Origin of the sequence: Rhizobium mulingense, assembly GCF_029194105.1 — a bacterium.
Classification (GTDB): Bacteria; Pseudomonadota; Alphaproteobacteria; order Rhizobiales; family Rhizobiaceae; genus Rhizobium; species Rhizobium mulingense.
The window spans coordinates 135,298-152,393 of the sequence record NZ_JARFVE010000011.1 but is presented as its reverse complement, the minus strand read 5'-3'; the positions used below and the strand labels follow the sequence as shown (position 1 = coordinate 152,393).

Here is a 17,096-nt window from a genome sequence, read left to right as displayed (position 1 = left end):
CGGTGTTTTCGCCGGACCGCTTTTTCGTCGATCAGTCAAGACCTCCCCGCGGCCGTCTCTTGCGGATGGAGAGCATTTCATAATCGTGCAAACGGGAACAGAGAACTTTCAGGACCTCGCCGGTCAATTCGGGATCGAGCGCCGACGCAACCTCGTCGAACAGCATCACCTTGGGCTTCATCGCCAGCGATCTCGCGATCGCCACGCGCTGCTGCTGTCCGCCGGAAAGCTGGCGTGGCAAATGATCGAGCTTGCCTTCGAGGCCGACCCGCCGCAACGCGTCCTCGGCGAGGGCGCGCAGCTCATTTTGGGAAGGCTCTGCACGAGGCACGGCGCCAGCGTAATGTTTTGCCCCACCGTCAGGTGCGGAAACAGATTGTAGCTCTGAACCATGCCGACCTGCTGGCGCAGTTTCCTGAGATCCGTCTTCGGGTCGTTTACGGTGATGCCGTCGACGAGGAGCGAGCCGTTCTGGAGCGCTTCCAGGCCGTTGATACAGCGCAACATCGTGCTCTTGCCCGGCATGCTCGTATCATCCTCCAGATCAAAGACCGAGTTGCCAGATTTCGGCAGCGATTATATTTCCCTCGGGTGCGGTCAAACGCACCGCACTCACCCCCTTGAAACCGGGCAGCCGCTTGGTGCCCGTCCAGCGGCCATCGTCGGCGAAGATCTCGATCGAGCCTGCATCGAGAAAGATCCGGATGGTCGACGGGCGTGCGCCGGCGGCGATATAGCGGGGCGATGCTTTGGCATTCGCCACCGAGAAGGGAATGCTCAGCCCGTCGTCGTTCAGCTGAACCGTGACCGTCGCCTCGGGATGTTCGAGATCGAGGCGGAAAGCATTGCCGGCCTGCCTGAGGTTGAGCAGGATTTCGACGGAGCCGCTGGCGAGATCGACGGTCCGGCCGTCGAGAAAACCTTTGGCATCCAACTGGCGCTGACGCAGGCTTTCAACACCCGATACCGGCGGCGTGATCAGCGCACCGCTCTGCAATGCGAGCCGGCGCGGCAGGGTCATCGCCGTCGGCATGTCGATCTCTCTTGATATATCGGTCCAGTTCGCAAGCCAGGCAATGCCGACCGGACCGCCCTCGTCGACGAAGGCCTGGAACGCGTAGGCGTCGGTTCCGAAATCCAGCTCCTGCTCGAATTCTACGGAGAAGCTGCGGCCATCGAAACGGCCGATGGTTGCGAGCGTCATGTTGCGCCGGCCGGTTGCCGGGTCGCGGCTGGTCAGCAGACCGAAGATCAGGGCCCAGCGCGTCGCCGGGTCGTTCGCGGGGCCGTCGAGGGGCAGCATGCAGGGGCATTCCGCCGCCGTCATCCCGAAGCGGTTTTCGCGGTGAAGCGTGCCGAGGAAAGTCCATCCCGCCGCCGCGGCCGGATCGTCGGTTTCGTAGAGCAGGATGACGCCGCCCTCGCGGTCTCGTGTGCCGAGCAGCATCTTCCATTTGCCGTCGGGGCCTGGGAAGACGTAAGGGTCGCGGAAATCGGTCGTCAGCCCGAGCCCGGCGGGACGCGTCGGCAGGATCAGATCTGCCGTCTCGACAGTAACAAGATCGCGGCTGATGGCGGTGAACTGTACCTGTTCCTCCGGTTCTCGATCCTTCATGTGCTCGGTGAAGAAAATGCGAAGGCCGGCTTCAGCGCCGGGAAGAGCGATCGCGGAGCCGGAAAATGCCCCGCCCCGCCCATTGGCCCGGGCGACAAGTTCATCCGAAGGGAAAAGAAAAATCGGGAGATGCGTCCAACGAAGATAGTCCTCCGACACCGCATGGCCCCAATGCATGTTGTTCCACCGCAGGCTATGGGGATAGTGCTGGTAGAAGAGGTGCGGCTTGCCGCCGAACCTTCCAAACCCATTGGGATCGTTCATCCAGCCGAAAGGTGGGCGGAAATGATAACCGCCCGGGACTTCTGGGGCGGCATTGGCAGGGCGGACATGCAGCAGCCGGACGCCTTCTTCGAGAACGCGGGGCTCAAGGAAAGCATAAAGGACCGATATCTCGGTTGTCGCCGGATCGTAGGAGAAGGCGGTCTCTCCGCCTCTTTCCAGCGTCATCGGCCGAAACTCGAACTCATCAGAATTTGACGTTTCGACAGCGCCGGCGGCGTCTCCGTCGACATGTGCCGTCAGCCTTCCCGGGGTGCCGCCACGCGACGCCCTGATCCAGGCATGGACCGTGGACCTCGCGGGCAGGACGGCGCGGATCGTCTCCAGCCCCGCTTCATCCGAGGGCGAGCTCGCTTGGCTTGTCATCGATTCAACCTTTCACCGCAGAGCCGATAAAGGAGCTCACGAACCAGCGCTGGAATGCGAGGTAGAGCCCCAGGATCGGGATCATCATCAAAACGGAGGCGGCCATTGCTCGATCCCAGTAAATGCTGTCCTGTCCGAAGAAGGTCGCGATGGCCACCGCGATCGGCCGCGCATAGTCGGTCTGCGTCACCAGGATCGGCCAGAGATACTGATTCCAGGTCTCGATTCCCATGAGGATCGACACGGTTGCGAGCGCGGGTAGGCTGAGCGGCAGGAAGATCGAGCGATAGGCCCGGAAAAACGAGGCGCCGTCGATCTCGGCTGCCTCCAGCAACTCTTTCGGCAGCTGCGCGAAGAACTGGTAGAACAGGAAGATGTAAAGCGGACTGGCGACCCAGGGCACGATCTGCACCGCGAAGGTATCAGACATACCCGCCCTTGAGACCATGATCACCAGCGGCATGATGATGCTTTCCTGCGGGATCACATAGAGCGCGATCACGATGGACAGAATGACGGCGCGGCCCCTGAGCGATCCCCAGGCGAGAACGAAGCCGGCCATCGAATTCACGATCAGGCCGGAGCAAACCGTGGTGACGAGAATGATCAGCGAGTTGATGAGATAGCGCCCGAAGGCGAGTTCGCCCGAGAGGTGGCCGACTTCGGCATAATTCGAGAGCGTCGGGTTCGACACCCAGAAGGCCCGGAAGCTGCCCATGTCGGCCAGAATCTGGAACCGGTCGTCTTTGAGGCTGGCGACGACCAGAAGCAGCAATGGAGAGACGATCACCAATGCGATGATGAAAATGCTGACAGTTTGGATGGCGCGGAGAACGCTGGCGGCGGAACGAGGGCGCGCGGTGCGGGCCTGTGGAATCGAGAGAGCGATATCAGACATCGAAGCGCCTCAGGAGTTGGCGCTGGACCAGCGCGATGACGAGAACGATGACAAACAGGATGACCGAGACGGCGGAGGCATAGCCCATCTTTTGCTCTTCGAAGCCGGCGCGGACCATGTAATGCACGACAGTTTCGGTGCTGCTCTTTGGTCCGCCCTGCGTGAGGATGGCGACCTGGGTATAGAGCTTGAAGGCCTGGATGGTAGTGATCACCAGCACGAAGACATGGATCGGCCGCAGGCCGGGCATGGTCACATGCCAGAAGCGGCGGAAAGCGTTGGCGCCGTCGATCTTGGCGGCATCGTACAACTCGTCGGGAATGCCCTGAAGGCCGGCGAGGTAGACGATCATCTGGAAACCATAGGCCTGCCAGGCCGAGAGCAGCACCAGCGAGAACATCGCCCATTGCGGATCGCCAAGCCAATCGATCGGCTGGATCGCCCCGCCTGAGAGGAAGCCGAGGATCTGGTTGAACGGCCCGGTAGGATACTGGAACAAGGTGCCCCAGATGACGCAGACCACGACCATCGAGGTGATCGCCGGCAGGAAAAACATGCCGCGCAGCAGATTGCGGAGCGGCAGCTTCTGATGCAGCAGCAGCGCCGTCGCGAAAGCGAGGCCGCACTGCGCCGGAATGATCCAGAAGGTGAAGCGCGAGACGTTCCAAAGCGCTGTCCAGAACAGCTCGTCCTGGAAGATACGGATGAAATTGTTGAACCAGACAAAGCGGACCGGCGTCGGCCGCGGCACCAGAGGCTGGTTGGTCATCGCCGTCCAGAAGGACAGGAGGAACGGCACGATCAGAAAGAGGGTCAACAGGATGACGGCCGGCGCCAGCATGGCGGCTTCCTGCATCAGCCGTCCCTTGTCGTGGCGGCGTGCCGAGGCTTTTCGAACGAACGTCGAAGATGTCGATTGCTGCAGGGCCATATAGCTCCTCCTTTCTCAACTTGGCTGCCGGTCCGGCCCGGCGATGTCTGCTCGAGACATCGCCGCACCGCGACCTGACGACGGCGATGACGCCTATTGCTCGTCGCCGAATGGCGGGTAGCCGTCGTTGTCCTCGATATCCTGATCGATCTTCTTGGCGGCCGATGTCAGCGCCTCCTTCGGATCGCCGCCGTTGAATACCTCGTCGACCGCCTGCATGAAGGCGGAGGTGATGGTCGGATAGGCTGGATGCGGCGGACGGGCGACGGCCGTCTTCGACGCCTGTTCGAAGGCGATCGCCATCGGGCCGCCAGCTGCATAGAGTGGGGATTCGGCGGCGAAGCTCTTCAGGCCGGGATAGCCCGACTGGCTGGCGACGTAGGTCCTGTATTCCTTGTCCTTCAGCAGGAAGCTGATGAACTTGCCTGCGATATCGGGATGCGCCGACGTCTTGGTGATAGCCCAGATCCAGGTGCCGTCGGGGCTCGCGCCCTTGGCGCCGAACTTCGGAAGCGGCAGCACGACGATGTTGTCCTTCATGGTCGCGGCGGCTTCCGCATAGACCCAGTGTCCGCCGAGCGCCAGCGCTGCCGGATTGCCTTCGGCGAAGAACTGGTTGGTTCCGGCCGATTGCGGCACGACCCAGCCGTTCTTGACCCATTTCTGCATCATCGCCAGCGCATCGACGCAGGCGTCGCTGTCGAGCGTGCCTTCGGCTTTCCAAGCCTTGCGATCGATGAGGTCGCAGCCGGCCGATTGCAGGATCGGGCTATAGGCATAGGTAATCCATTCGGTCTTGATGCCGTAGCCGCGGAAGGTGTCGATCGGCCACTTGACCCCATCGAGCTTGGAAAGCTTTTCGAGGTAGGTTTCGAACTCTTCCCGGGTCCAGGCATCGTCGACGGATTTCGGGATGCGGGCGCCGATCGCTTCGAGATATTTCTTGTTGCCGTAAAGAACAACCGAGGAGTCGGTCAGGCCGATCGCGTAGAGGTCCTTGTCGATCGGATATGTGCCCTGGGCGATGTTGGACTCCGTCATGTCGTCGAGAACATCCTTGTCGATCAGCGGCTTGATTGGCTGAAGATAGCCCGACCAGACGTAATTGGCGAGGAACGGCGCATCGAGCTCCATGACGTCGGGTAGCTGCTTGGCCATGACGGCGGCGCTGAGTTTCTCGTTATAGGCGTCGTGCGGCGCGTAGATGAACTGCACGTCGACATCGGGATTGGCGGCCTCAAACCGTTCGGCGACCTTGCCGTAGGCGGCGACAAAACCGGGGTCGCCCTGATGCATGACCTGGATTGCGGTTTTTTCGGCTGCCTGCGCCCCTACGGCTGATAGTGCCGAGGACAGGACCAGCGACCAAAGTAAACGTTTACCCATTAGAATTCCTCCTCAATTGAATGGGCCTGTTTCAATTCATACGGATGCCCGCTCCACCAGCTGGAACGGCAGTTTCTGCACCCCGACCGGAGCCCGGTCTTCAGCAAGCAGGATTTGCGCGGCCCGGCGGCCCATGGCGCGATGCGGAAGCGCCATCGTGGTCAGCGGCGGGTCGAGACGCGAGGCGATCTCGACCTGGTTGTCGAAACTCGCAACGGCAACGTCGTCGGGAATGGACGCGCCTGTCCGGCGCAGCGCGGCATAGACTTCCATGGCCACGCGGTCATTGCCGCACAGGATGGCATCGGGGCGCTGGGAGGCGTTCATCAGCGCATGCACATGCGCGCCCACGATGCTGTGCGCCCGATCGCTGTAGATCGCCTTGCTGACGGCGGGCAGGACGATGGCGCCGGCTCCGTCGATGCCGGCCTGATCGAGCGCTTGCCGGAAGCCGAGTTCGCGAAGTTCGCCGGCGAGCAGGCCGGGCAGATTGATGAAGGCGATGTTGCGGCGGCCGGCATCGATGAGATATTTGGTAATCTCGAGCGCCGCCCCCGTTTCATCAGGCACCAGCGAGGTGACGCGGTCGTTGGCATCGCGGCAATTGATCATGACGCCGACGGCATCGGCAAATTCGGGCGGCAGGTCGACGCTCTTGTGATACATGGCGGCATAGGCGATAGCCCGCGGGCGAAAGCGCCGCATCTCGTCGAGGATCGATGCGATGCTCCGGTGCCCGCCGAGTGTCATGGCGAAGACGGCCATGTCGGCGGCGCGCACGGCGCCGTCGAGCCCCCGGATGATCTCCGTCGCGAAAGGCGAGGTGATCAGATCATCGGCGACAAGGCCGACGAGCGGCATCCAGCCTTGCCGCATGCTGCGGGCGGCGAAGTTGGTGACATAGCCGAGTTCCTGGGCGATTTCCTTGATCCGCTGCCGGGTTTCCTCCGACATGCGTGCCGACCCGCCATGCAAAGCGCCCGAGACGGTCTTGACTGAAACGCCGGCGCGGGCGGCTATGTCGTTGAGTGAAGATGTCACTGGGTTCGCTTGGGTTATCGATTACCCAAATTGATATCGGTCCTTTTGCTGGGAGTCAAGGTGGGATGGCGTTGCGGAACGCAAATGCCGCCTCCGGGGGTTTCCCCTGAGTGCTGTGGTCAACTCACGCGAACTTCTTATGGATGTTCGAATGAGGGTGTCGGAAAGCCACATGTAATCACGAGAAAAACCCCGCCGAAGCGGGGTTTTTCTCGCAGGCAGCGCTCAATTGTTGTGTGCAGCGCAGGCTTCGTCCATCGGCGTGGCATTACTCGTGCCGCCCTGCGTCTGAAGGTTTGCCGAGTTGTTGACCGGATTGGGGCACTTGGTCTTGTCCATTTTCATCGCGCCGCCGGTCGTGGAGCCGGTCGTGGTGGTATCGGTTGCCATCGGCTTTTTGGCATTCGTGTTGCCGCTCGCGCCGCCACCTTGATCAGCCTGGTTCTTATCGATCGTGGCGCCGGCCGGCGCCGGATTGGATTGGGCGAAGGCCGATGTGGCCATGCCGATGGCAAAAAGCGAAGCTGCTACGAGTTTCATACGCATTGCGATATCCTCCTTGGGGAATTTTGCCTTATTGGCCTATCCACAACCTCACTGGCAGGTCATTGTTCCGCAACAGCTGCTGACAAATATGTGGAAGGTCTGGAGCCTTTCGACCGGCAGACGCAGCTTCGGTTGAAAAGCCTAATCGGGCGTGTCAGGTCGTCCGGTCGAAGAGCGCGAGCGACCGGATGTGCTTCAATCGGAAGACCTCGCGGGGCGATTGCTGGCCCGGCGCATTTCGCCCTCGACCGGCTCCAGGAAATCGGCTTCGGCGGGTGCGGCTGCCCGTGGTTTGCAGTTGTTCGAGATAGGGTGTTCAGACGCCGGTCTTTTCCTTCAGCACGCGCCGCGCCGCAGCTTCCAGATCCGCATCCTCGTCGATATGGATCCAGCCGCCCGGCAAGGCCCATTCGGCGGAAAGGGACGCGTTCGCCCGCCGCAGGAGAAGCACGGAGGGGCCAGCCGGCGACAGCGAGAAGATCGCGAGATCGACGGTCGCGATCGGTTTGAAGGCGTCATTGTCATGCGTTCGAGCACGCCGATCCGAAAATGCTGCAGGCGCTCGCCTCGGTCGGCATGATGCCCGGCCAGCTGATGGCGCTCGTCTTCCGCGACCTTGCCGACAATGTTGCCTCGGATGCGGATTATCTGCGCTACTTCGTCCGTGAACCTTTCCCGAGCCGCACCACCGGCGCCACGATCGCCGTCGGCCTCGTCTCCGATACCCAGCCGTTGACCATCGTCTCCGAAATGCCGGAACACGGCGTGATCTTCAGCGACGGCATCGAGGCGGACTTCCTCGCCTTCAACGCCGGAACGCGGGCGGTGGTGACAGTCGCTGAAAGGCAGGGGTCGCTGGTGGTGTGAGCGGTGGGGGATCCGATGCAGGGCGCCGTTGATGCGGCCATTGCGACCTCCGCGATATCCGCTATTCTGCCGATCTCTCAGCGTGAGATTGGAAAGCTGACACCGCCATGAGTATTTTCGTTTTGCTGATGGGCTTCCCCGGCGTTGGGAAGCTGATGATCGCGACTGAATTGAGTTCGCTCTTTCCTGCAAAGATCATCGATAATCATTGGTTCAATAATCCGATACTCCGCGTGCTCGATGACGACGGCGTGACACCGCTTCCGAAAGGACTCTGGGAGTACACCGGCAGAGTGCGGCAAGCGGTGCTGGATGCGATTGTCGCATACTGCCCTCCCCCGGCGAACTTCATTTTCACCCATGCCGGTATCGACGGCGACGATCGTAGCGCTCGCACGTATCAGCAGATCTCCGACGCGGCCCGACGGTGTGGGGCGCTGCTGGTGCCGATTAGATTGCTTTGCGACGAGGAGGAATTGGCGCGCCGTATTTCGACGCCCGCGCGTCGCGACCGGCTGAAGTCAATTGACGCGCAAGCCTCCAGAGAGAAAAGCAGACAAGCGCGCGTGTTCGATCCCAAACATCGATTTACCCTGGATTTGGACGTGACTGCCAAAACCGCAGAGGTCAGCGCAGCAGCAATCCAGCATCACATTTTGAGCGTTGCCGCCGGCGATTTGGGCTCGCCCGCTCCCGCTTGATGATGGCAGTCAAGATTTGGTTCGCTGGCGTAGGTATTCTCCATCGGCCAAGAGAAATTAACACATTGAATTTGTTTGGATGGTTGCTGTTGCGGAAGTGATTTCGGCGTTTATTTCCTCTGCTCCCTGATGCAAAAACGGGCAGCCATGTAGTTGACGCGATTTTTTGTCAGCGATTACCGATAGTTCCCAGTTTCCCAGGTCGAAAATTCTGAGGCCCCATATGGAACGGCAGCCGCCAATACGCGAACCGTCTTGCATCTTCTGCAAGATAAGCGGGCGCTTCTTTCGTTCCGTGCTTGCCGAACGCCTCGATCAGGTGCTCGACCCTCCAGATGAGAAGAGCGGCGGCCGCTACCACCGGTTCGGCCAGCCTGTTCTCTATATGAGCTCTTCGGCTGAATGGGGCGATCATTGCGATTTCCGGCTATATGCGGGAGGATGGGACGACCGCGTGTCGTCGCGCCGCTGTCGGTGAGCGATGCATTCGTGCTCGATCAGTATGATAAGCCGGCCTGGGAACGGCTCGGTATCGATCGGAATATTTCCAATCTCCCTGGCGAGTCGAGATGAGCGGTGAGCCCATGGAGATTATCTGTCAGACACCGGCTCAAAGTGGGCCCAACCGCGGCTTCTGATTCAGCGCATCCGCTCGCCAAGCGGCCGGTCATCTACCGTAGCGGCCAGCGAAACCAATCCCCGCTGCGCACGCGCCATGCCGTCCGGAAGCTGCAACCAGTCATGCCTGGATCGTTCGTACACGGAAACCAGGGGCGCGGGGAACGTCGGGTCTGCGAAGGCGCCGACGGCGACGATGCGGAGATTCGGATTGAAATTGCCCTCCCAATACAAGGAGGTTCCGCAGTTCGGGCAGAAGCGGAAGCGAACCTTGCGCCCGTCCGCACCGGCGCGCTCGAAGAGCTTCCACTTTCCCTCGGTAGTCACCTCGGCTTTCTCGAAGACCGCGCCGCTGCCCGCCACCGCGCCAGTACTGCGCTGGCAGTCGCGGCATTGGCATAGGCTCACCATCAGTGGGTCGCCTGAGGTCTTCGCGCGGAGTGATCCGCAGTGGCATTGTGCAAGTCTTTTCATGTTCCAATCTCGCTTGCTTCGCTGTCGACCCTGACGGGCATTCGATGACAGATGTCGGAGAGCATAGGGTCTGGCGCTCAAGGCCCGACCGCGAGGTTCGAAGGGAGGCGGACGCGCTGGTGCTTTTCGGAGGGGCAGAAGCCCGGCGCGGGAGAAGGCGCCGGGCTTCAATAGTGACCGACAGCATGGGAGGAGGAGTGCTGTCCATCGGGCCGACGCAGCCGAGGAGGAGTATGGCGCGTCGGGTCGTTACGAGGTAGTGAGGCAATACGGCGAATTCAAGCCTGGGGGTTGCGCTAATAATGCGCAGGTGCAACGCGCCATGGCGCGACTACGTCAGCGGGTTCGGTGCTGCGTTGTCCGCGGACAACTATCCCGCTGCCGCCACAACAGGCGGGACCGTTCTGCTCCGGCAAACTGCCATCGCAATCCTTGTTGTCCGCGGACAACCGGATGATCGGCGCTCCTCCGTCTCATGCAGCCGCTGCCGCCGATCAACGTTTCGGTTCGCTGTGCCGCCATAGGACGGCGCGCCGGGTCGATATAGTGGTTTATAGGTTGCCCCTTGTTTGTGTGTTAACGTTTGGCACGTCGTCTTGTGGGGGGGGCTATGGAGAGGAAGCTTGCGGCCATTCTTGCGGCTGACGTCGTTGGATACTCGGCGCTGATGGAGCGTGATGAGACCGGGACGTTCGAGCGTCTCGTCGGGATTCGAAAAGAACTAATCGAGCCGGAAATCGCAAAGCGGCGCGGCCGCATCTTCAAGCTCATGGGCGACGGGTTGCTCGCCGAGTTCGGCAGCGTCGTGGATGCTGTCGAATGCGCGGTGTCGGTGCAGCGGGCGCTCAAGGAGCGCAACGCCGAGGTGAAGGAGAACGAGCGGCTCGAATTGAGAATAGGGCTCAATCTCGGCGAAGTCATCGTCGATGGCGATGACTGTTATGGCGATGGCGTCAACGTGTCGGCGCGTTTGCAGCAGCTCGCCGATCCTGGCGGTGTCTGCATCTCCGGCAAAGTCGCGCGTGAGGTCGAAAAGACGCTCTCCTTCGGGTTTGAAGCGATGGGTGAGCAGCAGGTCAAAAACATTGCCGAGCCGATCACGGTTCACCGTCTCGTGCAGGAAGGAACGTCCCCGCTGGCGCGGCTGTCCAGGCCGCCTACTTTGCCGAACAAACCGTCGATAGCCGTGCTGGCCTTTGCGAACATGAGCGGTGATCCTGAGCAGGAGTATTTTGCCGACGGGCTGGTCGAGGATGTCATCACCAACCTCTCGAAAGTTCCGAGCCTGTTCGTCATCGCGCGAAATTCCACCTTCGCCTATAAAAACAGGGCGACCGACGTCAGGCAGATCGCCAGAGAACTGGGCGTCCGCTACGTGCTGGAAGGCAGCATCAGGCGGGCGGCAAGCCGAGTGCGCATCAGCGCGCAATTGATTGAAGGGAAGAGCGCCACCTATATTTGGGCCGACAAGTTCGAAGGTGCGGCCGAAGACATTTTCGATTTGCAGGACCAGTTGACCGAGCGCATCGTCGGGACGCTCGAACCGACAATCAGGCGTGCGGAGATAGAGCGGGCGCGCCGCAAGCGGCCTGACAGCCTGGACGCTTATGACCTTTTCCTTCGCGCATTGCCGCACAGCTATGCCAATACCCCCGCGGACACGAGCGAAGCATTGCGGTTGCTGGCTGAAGCTTTGCGCCTTGATCCCAACTATGCCGCCGCGCACGGTTACGCCGCCTGGGGATACGAGCAGCGCTTCCTGCGCGGTGGCTTCGATCCCAAGGACAGGGCCGCGGCGCTCAGCCACGCCGATGCGGCGCTCGCCACCGGCTCGGACGATCCGCAGGCGCTGTGCCTCGGAGCCTTCGTTCATGCCACGATCAGCCATGACTACGAGCGGTCGATCAACGCACTCGACAGGGCTTTGATGCTAGACAGCAATTCGTCGCTCGCCTACGGGCTGAGTGCGATGGTGCATATGTTCAACGAGATCTACGACCGGTCCCGCGATCACGCGTTCAAGGCCCTTCGGCTCAGTCCGCTCGATCCGATGAACTATCATTCCTATCTCGCATTGGCATGGGTCAGCCTATTTACCGGGCGGTTCGAGGATGCCGTGAAATACTCGGCCCTGGGAGTTCAGGTGAACCCGGGCTTCAGCATTCTCCACGCTAGCCTGGTGGCAAGCTACGCCAATCTCGATCGTTTGGAGGCTGCGCGAGCGGCCGCCACGCGATTGCTGAAGGTTGCGCCGGACTGGACGATCGGTGGTTTCGTGCGAATGGATGTCGTGCGGCCGCAGCTCATGAAGGGGCTGGCGTCGGCGTTGCGCAAGGCTGGCCTCCCGGAATAAGGATTTCCTGCCTTCCTCTCCCTTTGTCGGTCCGGCATGTCAGATCCTGCCGCTCGAGGAGCCAATCGCGGATAAGGGGAGCGGCTATTGCTGGCCATCGCCGACGGCGCTACTGGATGTGTGCAAGGACTTTTTCGCCTGCCGGGATTCAGCCCCGGCACGCGTTTTCCAGGTTCCGACGCTCAGGGGCGCCACTTACGGCCCCTGTCGATATCACCCTAACAAAGCGGTAACGAAACCAAAGGCCGGTTTTGCTTCCGTAGTGCGGGATAGTTCCTACAAAATCAGTTGCTTATAATCTGCAAAACTTCATGGGTCTGGTCTCTTTTAGGGCGTCAGCCCTCCCCTGCCCCGGGAATTTCTGCAGGAAAGCAACGGCTTGCATCCTTTAGCGGCAATCGGCGTTATCCACGCAGCAAATCGGAGGACAGGGATAATGGCAGATGCGTTCCGCCTCAAGAGGTTCTCGATCGCAGCGACGGTGATGGCCGCAGCGATCGGCGCGTTTGTTGTCCTCCAGGCAAGGCAGCGCGGCACTGTCGCCCTGTCCAGCGATACCGCCCGGGGCGGCGACGATCATGGGCGCAGCGCGGCGACGCCGGAGGCCATTCCGCTCAGCGGCCTTCGTGACGTATTCTGGCGGGTCTTCCACGAGATCCTGAACGACCGGGTCACGCTCATCGCCGCCGGGGTGACCTTCTATCTGCTGCTGGCGATTTTTCCGGCGCTGGCGGCGCTCGTCGCCCTCTACGGACTGGTTGCCGATCCGCTCACCATATCCGAACATCTTCGCGAATTGGTCGTCCTCCTACCGCCGGGGGCCTTCGATCTTCTAACCGACCAACTGACGGCGCTCATCGAACGACGCGAAAGCACGCTCGGAATCACCTTCTTCGTGGGTCTCGCCATCGCGCTCTGGAGCACGCATAGCGGCACGCTCGCGATCTTCGATGCGATGAACGTGGCCTATGAGGAGGATGAGAAACGGAGCCTCGTGCGACTGAACCTGATCGGCTTCTGCTTCACCTTATGCGCAATATTCTTCGCCGTCCTGATGGTTGCCCTCGTCGGCGTGATGCCGCTTGTGCTCTCCTTTCTGTGGCTTGACCAGTTCAAGGAGCAAATGGCGCTCCTTCTCAGATGGCCGCTGCTGCTGCTGGTGGTGGTGGTCGCGGTTATGCTGGTCTATCGCTTCGGCCCGAGCCGCGAGCCCGCCAGAGTGCGGTGGATGACATGGGGCGCTGCTCTGACGACGCTCGCCTGGGCCGTCATGTCGCTCGGCTTCTCCTTCTATCTCGAGCATTTCGCCAACTATAATGCGACATACGGCACGCTTGGCGCGTTGATCGGCTTCCTCATCTGGATTTGGCTTTCCGTCGTCATCCTCATCGTCGGTGCGGAACTGAACGCCGAGCTCGAGCATCAGACGGCCAAGGACACGACGACGGGGCAGCCGCTGCCGATGGGCGCGCGCGGGGCCTATGTCGCAGACACTTTAGGCGAGACCGTGAGCTGACCGTTAAGGAGCGGCATTGATGCCTGCTGCTTCGATGCGGTTTTGATGTAATTTGTGATTCGGCAGGCTCGACAGAGGAGACGATCATGACCGCCCCGCATCCTTCCAAAACGCATATCGGCAATCATGCACTGCATCCCGAAACGCAGATGCTGAACTACGGCTATGACCCTGAGCTCTCGGAAGGGGCGGTCAAGCCGCCGGTATTCCTCACCTCCACCTTCGTCTTCAATTCTGCCGAGGATGGCCGAGACTTCTTCGATTACGTATCGGGCCGGCGCGAGCCGCCGGCCGGCAAGGGGGCGGGCCTCGTCTATTCACGCTTCAATCATCCCAACAGTGAGATCGTCGAGGACAGGCTTGCCGTCTATGAGAAGACCGAAAGCGGCGCGCTGTTTTCCTCAGGCATGGCGGCGATCGCCACCACCTTGTTCGCCTTCGTCCGGCCGGGCGATGCGATCCTGCATTCGCAGCCGCTCTACGGCGGCACGGAAACCTTGCTGGCAAAGACCTTCCTCAATTTCGGCGTCGCCGCGGTCGGCTTTGCCGATGGTGTCAGCGAAAATTCGGTGCAGAAGGCGGCCGACGAGGCGGTGGCCAAGGGCCGCGTCTCCGTCATCCTGATCGAAACACCAGCCAATCCGACCAATAGCCTGGTCGACGTCCCGATGATCCGGCGCGTCGCCGATGCGATCGGCGCAAAGCAGGGGCATACGCCGATCATCGTCTGCGACAACACCCTGCTCGGGCCGGTGTTCCAGCGGCCGATCGAGCACGGCGCCGACATCTCGCTCTATTCGCTGACCAAATATGTCGGTGGTCATTCCGATCTGATCGCCGGGGCCGTTCTCGGCCGCAGGGCCGTCGTCAAGCAGGTCAAGGCGCTGCGCGGCGCGATCGGCACCCAGCTCGATCCGCATTCCTGCTGGATGCTCGGCCGGTCTCTGGAAACATTGCAGCTGCGCATGGAGCGGGCAAACAGCAATGCGCGGGCCGTCGCCGATTTCCTGCGCGATCACCCGAAGGTCGAGAAGGTCCACTACCTGCCCTACCACGATCCGGAATCGCCGTCGGGGCGCACCTTCGCCGCGCAATGCAGCGGCGCCGGCTCGACCTTCTCCTTCGACATCCGCGGCGGTCAGCCGGCCTCGTTCAAATTCCTGAATGCGCTGCAGGTTTTCAAACTCGCCGTCAGCCTCGGCGGCACGGAATCGCTGGCGAGCCATCCTGCTACGATGACGCATTCCGGCGTGCCCGCCGATGTAAGGGAGCGGATCGGCGTGCTGGAATCGACGATCCGCCTGTCGATCGGCATCGAGCATCCCGATGACCTGGTTGCCGATCTGGAACTGGCGCTGCAATCCGCTTGACGGCGCAGCGAGGAAACGATGCCCGGCGGCGCCGGGCATCGAGGGCGGCTTACTTGTCGTCGGTCGTCAGCTCGGTCTCGTCCGAGTTCACCACAAAGATCGCGAGCAGTTTCGCCGGCTCGGTCTTGCTGCCGTTGGCGCTGACGCTGTGATGATCGCCGGGGAATTCGGGAAAGCTTTCGCCGGCCTTATAGGTCTTCACCGGGCCGTCATTCACCTGGCTTTTGATCGAGCCCTCCAGAACGGTGGCGTAGATGAAGGCCGATTTCGGGTGAGTATGACCCGGCGACATGCCGCCAGGCTTATATTCGACGAGCACGGCCTTGATGCTCTTGCCGGGAACATTGGGAAGCTTCTGGTCGTAGACCAGGGTTACCTTCGCCTTGTCGCCCGCGGCATAGGATGTGGTGCAGGCAACAAGGGCAACGGCGAATGCCGCTGCCGTAGTTAATTTTCCTGACATGTCTGGTCTCCTTGGATTGATGGGAACGGTTGCAGCGAGCGCCGCGAAAGCGGCCCCGGCGATCAGGCGCTCATCTTCTGGGGCGGATGCTGGAGCAGCCAGTCGTCGAAGCGGATGCGGCCGAGCCGGGCCTTCGGCCCTGCCACGAGCGAATTGTCCTCGAGCTCGACACCAAAATAGCGGGCGTGCGGATCGGCCATAATCTGACGCGCATCGTTCGTCGCCTTGAAGAGCCGCTTCACGACCTCGGTGAGGCGGATCTTCTCCGGGCCGCCGATTTCGATCGTGCCGTTTAGGGGTGCTGCAAGCGCCACGTCGGCCATGACGTCGGCGACGTCATCCGAGGCGATCGGCTGCACGTAAGCCGGCGACAGGTGCACCATCTGGCCGACTGCGCCCGCCTGAGCAATTCCCGCCATGAATTCATGAAACTGCGTGGAGTGAACGATCGTGTAGGGGAGGCCCGAACCTTTGATCAGCTCTTCCTGCGCCATCTTGGCGCGCATATAGCCGCTGTCCTGCAGCCGCTCCATGCCGACGATCGACAGCGCGATATGATGTTTGACGCCGGCGGCAGCCCCTGCCTTCAGGAGGTTGCGGCCCGAGGTTTGGAAGAATTCCATCACCGCCTTGTCCTCGAAGGAGGGCGAGTTGGCGAGGTCGAGCACCACCTGCGCGCCTGCGAGCGCTTCGGCAAGACCCTTGCCGGTGATGGTATCGACGCCTGAATTCGGCGAGGCCGGCAGCACGTCGTGTCCCTTCTTGCGCAATCTTTCCACCGTCTTTGAACCGATGAGGCCGGTGCCGCCGATAATGACGATTTTCATGGGTAGTCTCCTTGTCCTTTGCGAGGAGTATCCTCTATTGACTTTGAGGGCAGGCGCCGACACCACGGTCCCGATGAGGCTGGCGAAGGCTGCTGTGCCCGTCCCGCTCGCGATGTCCGGCGTGGCCGGCCGAAACCGACGAGCCGCAGAATGCGCCGGATCTTAACCCCGAACCATTCTTCGCTAGTCGCTGTCATCCTATGCAAAGGCAGTAGGGCTGCTCGCCTTGCGACCGAGCCCGTCGGCCGAATGGACGCCGAGGAGAGCTCGTGCAGACCACGGAGCGCCGGGTGCCTGGCGAATATTCACGGCCAGGCGCATTGCGATGTGTGAGGCATTGATTGCGGGCAGCCGCATATCGCGGGGGTCAGGGCGTTCGGTCTGCCTCCCAGTTTGCCGGCCCCCGAAATTCGATGCCGTAGCGTTTCGCCAGCTGCAGCAGCCGATCCATGTCTTCCGGCAGCCGCGGTGCCTGGGCGGCCGCCTCGATGAAGAACTCCTCCATCCCGCCCGGCGTCAGGATGGTGAGATTACGTCCGGGAGATGTGCCGGTTACCCAAACGTATGCGGCACGCGCGGCAGGAAGATCGAGCTGCCCGGACTGACCGGGACAAGCTCGCCATCGCACCAGAACTCGTAGTCGCCTTCGATCACATGGATCACTACGTCCTCGTTGTGATGGATGTGGATCGGTGGTCCGCTGCCTGCAGGAACCTTGCTTTCGAAAAGGCCGAGAATGCCGCCGTTTTCAAACCTGCCGATATTGATGGTGTAAGTCGTGTTCCAGGTTACCGTTCGTACGGTTCTCGCCGCAACGCTCATGGCAATTTCCTTCTGAGGTC

Annotated in this window: 19 protein-coding genes and 1 pseudogene; 5 read left to right on the top strand and 15 right to left on the bottom strand. The window is 61.4% G+C overall.

Annotated features, from left to right (window positions below; translation table 11 throughout):
* Positions 1-31: 31 nt before the first annotated feature.
* The 9 genes and pseudogenes from PYR71_RS31040 to PYR71_RS22950 all read right to left on the bottom strand — a co-directional run bounded on the left by PYR71_RS31040 (position 32) and on the right by PYR71_RS22950 (position 7,537).
* Positions 32-205, bottom strand: coding sequence for a hypothetical protein (locus PYR71_RS31040; RefSeq protein ID WP_416340308.1), 174 nt, complete (start codon positions 203-205; stop codon positions 32-34).
* A 3-nt stretch (positions 206-208) separates the two neighbouring features.
* A pseudogene (locus PYR71_RS22985) lies at positions 209-507 on the bottom strand (ATP-binding cassette domain-containing protein); the annotation flags it as partial.
* Positions 508-544: 37 nt separating this feature from the next.
* The gene (locus PYR71_RS22980; protein ID WP_275620968.1) at positions 545-2,263 is read right to left on the bottom strand and encodes a GH32 C-terminal domain-containing protein; all 1,719 of its coding nucleotides are present in this window, start codon (positions 2,261-2,263) and stop codon (positions 545-547) included.
* 4 nt (positions 2,264-2,267) lie between these two features.
* On the bottom strand, positions 2,268-3,161 hold the full coding sequence (locus PYR71_RS22975) for a carbohydrate ABC transporter permease (protein ID WP_183934567.1): 894 nt from the start codon (positions 3,159-3,161) through the stop codon (positions 2,268-2,270).
* Positions 3,154-4,092, bottom strand: a complete 939-nt coding sequence (locus tag PYR71_RS22970) for a carbohydrate ABC transporter permease (protein WP_275620967.1) — start codon at positions 4,090-4,092, stop codon at positions 3,154-3,156. Before PYR71_RS22970 ends, PYR71_RS22975 begins: the two co-directional genes overlap by 8 nt.
* A 93-nt stretch (positions 4,093-4,185) precedes the next feature.
* Positions 4,186-5,478 carry an ABC transporter substrate-binding protein gene (locus PYR71_RS22965; protein ID WP_275620966.1) on the bottom strand — a complete coding sequence of 431 codons (1,293 nt, stop codon included), beginning with the start codon at positions 5,476-5,478 and terminating at the stop codon, positions 4,186-4,188.
* 36 nt (positions 5,479-5,514) lie between these two features.
* A complete protein-coding gene (locus PYR71_RS22960; protein ID WP_275620965.1) occupies positions 5,515-6,519 on the bottom strand; it encodes a LacI family DNA-binding transcriptional regulator in 1,005 nt (334 codons plus the stop codon).
* Between the two features lie 225 nt (positions 6,520-6,744).
* A complete protein-coding gene (locus tag PYR71_RS22955; RefSeq protein WP_275620964.1) occupies positions 6,745-7,065 on the bottom strand; it encodes a hypothetical protein in 321 nt (106 codons plus the stop codon).
* A 316-nt stretch (positions 7,066-7,381) separates the two neighbouring features.
* The gene (locus PYR71_RS22950; protein ID WP_275621044.1) at positions 7,382-7,537 is read right to left on the bottom strand and encodes an NUDIX domain-containing protein; all 156 of its coding nucleotides are present in this window, start codon (positions 7,535-7,537) and stop codon (positions 7,382-7,384) included.
* Between the two features lie 77 nt (positions 7,538-7,614).
* Between PYR71_RS22950 and PYR71_RS22945 the strand changes: the two genes are divergently transcribed.
* Both PYR71_RS22945 and PYR71_RS22940 read left to right on the top strand, forming a co-directional pair.
* Positions 7,615-7,932 carry a hypothetical protein gene (locus PYR71_RS22945; RefSeq protein WP_275620963.1) on the top strand — a complete coding sequence of 106 codons (318 nt, stop codon included), beginning with the start codon at positions 7,615-7,617 and terminating at the stop codon, positions 7,930-7,932.
* 107 nt (positions 7,933-8,039) lie between these two features.
* Positions 8,040-8,633 (top strand): phosphotransferase-like protein, encoded by a 594-nt coding sequence (locus PYR71_RS22940; RefSeq protein WP_275620962.1) that lies wholly within the window; start codon positions 8,040-8,042, stop codon positions 8,631-8,633.
* Positions 8,634-8,802: 169 nt separating this feature from the next.
* On the opposite strand, the gene PYR71_RS22935 is transcribed toward PYR71_RS22940, so the two are convergent.
* Together PYR71_RS22935 and PYR71_RS22930 are read right to left on the bottom strand one after the other, a co-directional pair.
* On the bottom strand, positions 8,803-9,048 hold the full coding sequence (locus tag PYR71_RS22935; RefSeq protein WP_275620961.1) for a hypothetical protein: 246 nt from the start codon (positions 9,046-9,048) through the stop codon (positions 8,803-8,805).
* Between the two features lie 224 nt (positions 9,049-9,272).
* Positions 9,273-9,725 (bottom strand): GFA family protein, encoded by a 453-nt coding sequence (locus tag PYR71_RS22930; protein WP_275620960.1) that lies wholly within the window; start codon positions 9,723-9,725, stop codon positions 9,273-9,275.
* A 610-nt stretch (positions 9,726-10,335) separates the two neighbouring features.
* On the opposite strand from PYR71_RS22930, the gene PYR71_RS22925 reads away from it, so the two are divergent.
* The 3 genes from PYR71_RS22925 to PYR71_RS22915 all read left to right on the top strand — a co-directional run bounded on the left by PYR71_RS22925 (position 10,336) and on the right by PYR71_RS22915 (position 14,964).
* Positions 10,336-12,078 carry an adenylate/guanylate cyclase domain-containing protein gene (locus PYR71_RS22925; RefSeq protein WP_275621043.1) on the top strand — a complete coding sequence of 581 codons (1,743 nt, stop codon included), beginning with the start codon at positions 10,336-10,338 and terminating at the stop codon, positions 12,076-12,078.
* Between the two features lie 436 nt (positions 12,079-12,514).
* Positions 12,515-13,594, top strand: coding sequence for a YihY/virulence factor BrkB family protein (locus PYR71_RS22920; RefSeq protein WP_275620959.1), 1,080 nt, complete (start codon positions 12,515-12,517; stop codon positions 13,592-13,594).
* 86 nt (positions 13,595-13,680) lie between these two features.
* The gene (locus PYR71_RS22915) at positions 13,681-14,964 is read left to right on the top strand and encodes a cystathionine gamma-synthase family protein (protein WP_275620958.1); all 1,284 of its coding nucleotides are present in this window, start codon (positions 13,681-13,683) and stop codon (positions 14,962-14,964) included.
* 49 nt (positions 14,965-15,013) lie between these two features.
* On the opposite strand, the gene PYR71_RS22910 is transcribed toward PYR71_RS22915, so the two are convergent.
* The 4 genes from PYR71_RS22910 to PYR71_RS22895 all read right to left on the bottom strand — a co-directional run bounded on the left by PYR71_RS22910 (position 15,014) and on the right by PYR71_RS22895 (position 17,076).
* Complete coding sequence (locus tag PYR71_RS22910) at positions 15,014-15,427, bottom strand: cupin domain-containing protein (protein ID WP_275620957.1); 414 nt, start codon at positions 15,425-15,427, stop codon at positions 15,014-15,016.
* A 62-nt stretch (positions 15,428-15,489) separates the two neighbouring features.
* Positions 15,490-16,254, bottom strand: coding sequence for an SDR family oxidoreductase (locus PYR71_RS22905; protein ID WP_275620956.1), 765 nt, complete (start codon positions 16,252-16,254; stop codon positions 15,490-15,492).
* Positions 16,255-16,621: 367 nt separating this feature from the next.
* The gene (locus tag PYR71_RS22900) at positions 16,622-16,759 is read right to left on the bottom strand and encodes a hypothetical protein (protein WP_275620955.1); all 138 of its coding nucleotides are present in this window, start codon (positions 16,757-16,759) and stop codon (positions 16,622-16,624) included.
* 47 nt (positions 16,760-16,806) lie between these two features.
* Positions 16,807-17,076: a cupin domain-containing protein gene (locus PYR71_RS22895; protein ID WP_275620954.1), complete on the bottom strand. Its 270-nt coding sequence runs from the start codon at positions 17,074-17,076 to the stop codon at positions 16,807-16,809.
* Positions 17,077-17,096 lie beyond the last annotated feature (20 nt).

What these genes read in the sequence shown, in the direction of transcription:
- PYR71_RS22980 (WP_275620968.1), bottom strand. Translation starts at nt 2,263, where the DNA reads ATGACAAGCCAAGCGAGCTCGCCCTCGGATGAAGCGGGGCTGGAGACG.
- PYR71_RS22975 (WP_183934567.1), bottom strand. Translation starts at nt 3,161, where the DNA reads ATGTCTGATATCGCTCTCTCGATTCCACAGGCCCGCACCGCGCGCCCT.
- PYR71_RS22970 (WP_275620967.1), bottom strand. Translation starts at nt 4,092, where the DNA reads ATGGCCCTGCAGCAATCGACATCTTCGACGTTCGTTCGAAAAGCCTCG.
- PYR71_RS22965 (WP_275620966.1), bottom strand. Translation starts at nt 5,478, where the DNA reads ATGGGTAAACGTTTACTTTGGTCGCTGGTCCTGTCCTCGGCACTATCA.
- PYR71_RS22955 (WP_275620964.1), bottom strand. Translation starts at nt 7,065, where the DNA reads ATGCGTATGAAACTCGTAGCAGCTTCGCTTTTTGCCATCGGCATGGCC.
- PYR71_RS22945 (WP_275620963.1), top strand. Translation starts at nt 7,615, where the DNA reads ATGCTGCAGGCGCTCGCCTCGGTCGGCATGATGCCCGGCCAGCTGATG.
- PYR71_RS22940 (WP_275620962.1), top strand. Translation starts at nt 8,040, where the DNA reads ATGAGTATTTTCGTTTTGCTGATGGGCTTCCCCGGCGTTGGGAAGCTG.
- PYR71_RS22935 (WP_275620961.1), bottom strand. Translation starts at nt 9,048, where the DNA reads ATGATCGCCCCATTCAGCCGAAGAGCTCATATAGAGAACAGGCTGGCC.
- PYR71_RS22930 (WP_275620960.1), bottom strand. Translation starts at nt 9,725, where the DNA reads ATGAAAAGACTTGCACAATGCCACTGCGGATCACTCCGCGCGAAGACC.
- PYR71_RS22925 (WP_275621043.1), top strand. Translation starts at nt 10,336, where the DNA reads ATGGAGAGGAAGCTTGCGGCCATTCTTGCGGCTGACGTCGTTGGATAC.
- PYR71_RS22920 (WP_275620959.1), top strand. Translation starts at nt 12,515, where the DNA reads ATGGCAGATGCGTTCCGCCTCAAGAGGTTCTCGATCGCAGCGACGGTG.
- PYR71_RS22915 (WP_275620958.1), top strand. Translation starts at nt 13,681, where the DNA reads ATGACCGCCCCGCATCCTTCCAAAACGCATATCGGCAATCATGCACTG.
- PYR71_RS22910 (WP_275620957.1), bottom strand. Translation starts at nt 15,427, where the DNA reads ATGTCAGGAAAATTAACTACGGCAGCGGCATTCGCCGTTGCCCTTGTT.
- PYR71_RS22905 (WP_275620956.1), bottom strand. Translation starts at nt 16,254, where the DNA reads ATGAAAATCGTCATTATCGGCGGCACCGGCCTCATCGGTTCAAAGACG.
- PYR71_RS22900 (WP_275620955.1), bottom strand. Translation starts at nt 16,759, where the DNA reads ATGGAGGAGTTCTTCATCGAGGCGGCCGCCCAGGCACCGCGGCTGCCG.
- PYR71_RS22895 (WP_275620954.1), bottom strand. Translation starts at nt 17,076, where the DNA reads ATGAGCGTTGCGGCGAGAACCGTACGAACGGTAACCTGGAACACGACT.